The following is a 3,653-nucleotide window of genomic DNA, read 5'->3' on the forward strand; positions in this document are numbered from 1 at the left end:
CCGCTTCTCCGGCGTCAGGCCCTTCCACCAGGTATCCAGCGCGGTAGCCGAGTGGATCTCCGACGGCACCCGGTCCAGGTACCAGCGCGCCTGCCAGGCTTCGTCGGCGACGATACCGGCGCGGCGCAGCTTGGCCTCTTCCTCGCGCGCCTGTTCGAGCACGGTGAGGTTGTCGGCGATGACGCTGGCGCGGGTGTTGATTTCGCCGGTCACCAGGCCCTGGCGGACGAAGATGTCGTGCGCCTCGCCGGGCGCGATGCGGCCGTAATGCACCGGCTTCTTCGGTGCCAGCACCAGCCCGAACAGGCTGATCTGCTCCGACGCCAGCACCTGGCCCTGCGCACGCGACCAGTGCGGGTCGAAGTGCTTGCGCAGCAGCAGGTGCGGCAGCTCGGCGATCACCCAGTCCGGTTCGATCGCCGCGTTGGTCAGGCCCCAGATCTTCTGCGTGTCCAGCAGGGTGGCGGTGAGCAGCCACGGCGGCGGCCGCTTGGCCAGCACCGAACCGGGGAACGGCAGGAAGCGGCGCTGGCGCGGCGCCAGGAAATCGCCCTTGTCGCTGCGATGGCCGATCTGCGTGGGCAGCCCGGCGATCAGCGCGCGGTGCAGGGTCTGGTAGGCCGCGGCACGCACCTTTTCGCTGAACCCACTGCGCGCCTCACGGCCCCCCACCTCCGGCGCAGCGGCCGCCGCAGGGGTGGCCGGCTCGGACTTGCCTTCGCGGGCCAGACGCGCGGCGCGGTGCTGCTGGCCGCGCGTGGCCTTGGCCTTGGCTTCGTCATCGCGCGCCGGGGCGGGCGCCGACGAACCGGCCAGCAACGGGTCCAGCGCAGTGGCGGCCGCTTCTTCGGTCCAGCCCAGCTCCTCGCACAGCACGCGCAGCTGGCGATGCAGTTCGCGCCATTCGCGCATGCGCAGGAAACCCAGGAAATGCCGCTCGCACCAACCGCGCAGCTTGGACTGGGTGAGGTCCTCGTGGGCCTGGCGATAGCCATCCCACAGGCGCAGCACCCCCACGAATTCCGACCGCCCATCGGCGAACAACGCATGCGCGGTGTCGGCCGCGCCACGCGCTTCCGGCGGGCGCTCGCGCGGGTCCTGGATGCCGAGGAACGAGGCGATCACCAGCATCGGCCGCAGGCAGCCCTGCGCCTGCGCGGCCACCAGCATCCGCGCCAGCTTGACGTCCACCGGCAACCGCGCCATCTGCCGCCCGACCGGGGTCAGCCGGCGCTGGTCGTCCACCGCGCCCAGCTCGCCCAGCTGCTGCCAGCCGTCGGCGATGGCGCGCTCATCGGGCGCTTCCAGGAACGGGAAATCCTCGATCCGGCCCAGGCCCAGCTGCAGCATCCGCAGGATTACCCCGGACAGGCTGGAGCGGCGGATTTCCGGATCGGTGAAGGCATCGCGCGACTGGAAATCAGCCTCCGAGTACAGCCGGTAGCAGATGCCTTCGGACACGCGCCCGCAGCGGCCCTTGCGCTGGTTGGCGCTGGCCTGGGACACCGGCTCGATGTGCAGCCGGTCCAGCTTCTGGCGCGGGCTGTAGCGCTTGACGCGGGCCAGGCCGGGATCCACCACGTAGCGGATACGCGGCACCGTCAGCGAGGTTTCGGCCACGTTGGTGGCCAGCACGATGCGGCGCTTGCTGCCGGGATTGAAGACTTCGTCCTGGTCCTTCACCGACAGCCGCGCATACAGCGGCAGCACTTCGGTTTCACGGTACTTGCGCCGCTCCAGCGCCTGGTGCGCGTCGCGGATCTCGCGTTCGCCGGGGAAGAACATCAGGATGTCGCCGCGCGGATCAATGCGGGTGATCTCGTCCACCGCGGCCACGATGGCCTCGTTGACGGTGCGCTCGCCATCGCGGCCACCGTCTTCATCGCCACCGCCCTCGCCTTCCAGCGGGCGGTAGCGCACCTCCACCGGGAAGGTGCGGCCTTCGACGCTGATCACCGGCGCATCGTTGAAATGCTCGGCAAACCGCGAGGTGTCGATGGTCGCCGAGGTGACGATCAGCTTCAGGTCCGGGCGTTTGTGCAGCAACTGCTTGAGGTAGCCCAGCAGGAAGTCGATGTTGAGGCTGCGCTCATGCGCCTCGTCGACAATGATGGTGTCGTACTGGGACAGATAGCGGTCGCTGCTGATCTCGGCCAGCAGGATGCCGTCGGTCATGAACTTGATGCGGGTGTCGTCACCGACGCGGTCGGTGAAGCGCACCTGGTAGCCCACCACCGTGCCCAGTTCGGATTTCAGCTCCTGCGCGACGCGGGTGGCCACTGCACGTGCGGCAATGCGTCGCGGCTGGGTGCACCCGATCATGCCGGCCACGCCGCGACCGGCGGCCAGGCACAGCTTGGGCAGCTGGGTGGTCTTGCCCGAGCCGGTTTCGCCGGCGATCACCACGACCTGGTGGTCGCGGATCAGGGCGGTGATCCGTTCGGCTTCACGCGCAATCGGCAGGCTGTCGTCCAGACTGATCGACGGCTGGTGCCGGGCGCGGCTTTCGCGCCGCTGCACCGATGCCTGCAGGGCCTGTTCGAACGCGGCGGCCACGCCTGCATCGTTGGGCTTGGACTGGCACCGCGAGAGCAGGCCGAGCAGGCGACCACGGTCGCGGCTCATGCCAGCATCGATCGCGGCACGCTGTTGGCGCAGGCGGGAAGCAGATTGTTTGTCGATAGTGCTCATCAATCGAATCGGTTAGAACTTTGATTACTACTGAAAGGTTAGTCTGATCTATTGTGAAGGCCATCCATTCCACAAGGAGAATCATCCCCATGGCGAAGACCAAGACACCGGTGAAGAAGACCCAGACCGGTAAGCAGAAGCTGGCATCGGCCGCCCCCTCGGCCCCGAACATTGATATCGGGATCAAGGAAGGCGATCGCAAGAAGATTGCCGATGGGCTGGCCTCTTTCCAGGCCGATGCGTTCACGCTCTACCTGAAGACGCACAACTTCCATTGGAATGTCACCGGGTCGATGTTCAACTCGCTGCACACCATGTTCGAGACCCAGTACACCGAGCAGTGGGCAGCCCTGGACGACGTCGCTGAACGTATCCGTGCATTGGGCTTCAATGCCCCGGGCTCCTACCGCGAGTTCGCGGCCCTGACCTCGATCGCCGAGGAGCCGGGCCTGACCGACAGCGCGGACTGGCGTGAGATGGTACGCCAGTTGGTGGCCGCCAACGAGGCGGTGTGCCGGACGGCGCGCAAGGTGCTGGACGTGGCCGACGACGCAGACGACGCACCCACCGAAGATCTGATGACCCAGCGCCTGCAGACGCACGAGAAGTACGCCTGGATGCTTCGGTCGTTGCTGCAGTAAGGCTCGTTAGCGCTTCTGTTATCTGCGCGCGGCGAGGGTTCCACCCCCTTGCCGGGACACGCCGTAAATCCATCCCTGGAGGCTCGTGGGCGCCATCCATGGCGCCCAACGGTCCCGGCAAGGGGGTGGAACCCTCGCCCAGATGGATTCGTGCATCCGGCGGTTGGGAAGAGAGAGAAGCATGCAGAACAGGCGCCCGGTGGCGCCTGTTCTGCGTTTCGGGCCCCCTTTTCAGCGATTTGGGAGAGAAATCTGGCTCTGGCTCTGGCTCTGGCTTCTGCTCTGCCTTTTGCCTTTTGCCCTTGCCTCTGCCTTTTGCCC

The 3,653-nt window shown here is 67.0% G+C and carries 2 protein-coding genes; one reads left to right on the plus strand and one right to left on the minus strand.

Going from position 1 to position 3,653, the window contains the following annotated elements; genetic code table 11:
- Positions 1–2,691: ATP-dependent RNA helicase HrpA (hrpA, locus tag DBR34_RS18805; protein ID WP_258224124.1), on the minus strand; the 2,691-nt coding region annotated here is incomplete at its 3' end.
- An 89-nt stretch (positions 2,692–2,780) separates the two neighbouring features.
- Here hrpA and DBR34_RS18810 point away from each other — a divergent pair.
- Positions 2,781–3,332 (plus strand): Dps family protein, encoded by a 552-nt coding sequence (locus tag DBR34_RS18810; protein WP_038686762.1) that lies wholly within the window; start codon positions 2,781–2,783, stop codon positions 3,330–3,332.
- The last annotated feature ends 321 nt before the right edge of the window (positions 3,333–3,653 follow it).

The organism is Stenotrophomonas sp. HMWF003 (assembly GCF_003061285.1).
Taxonomy (GTDB): Bacteria; Pseudomonadota; Gammaproteobacteria; order Xanthomonadales; family Xanthomonadaceae; genus Stenotrophomonas; species Stenotrophomonas maltophilia_AP.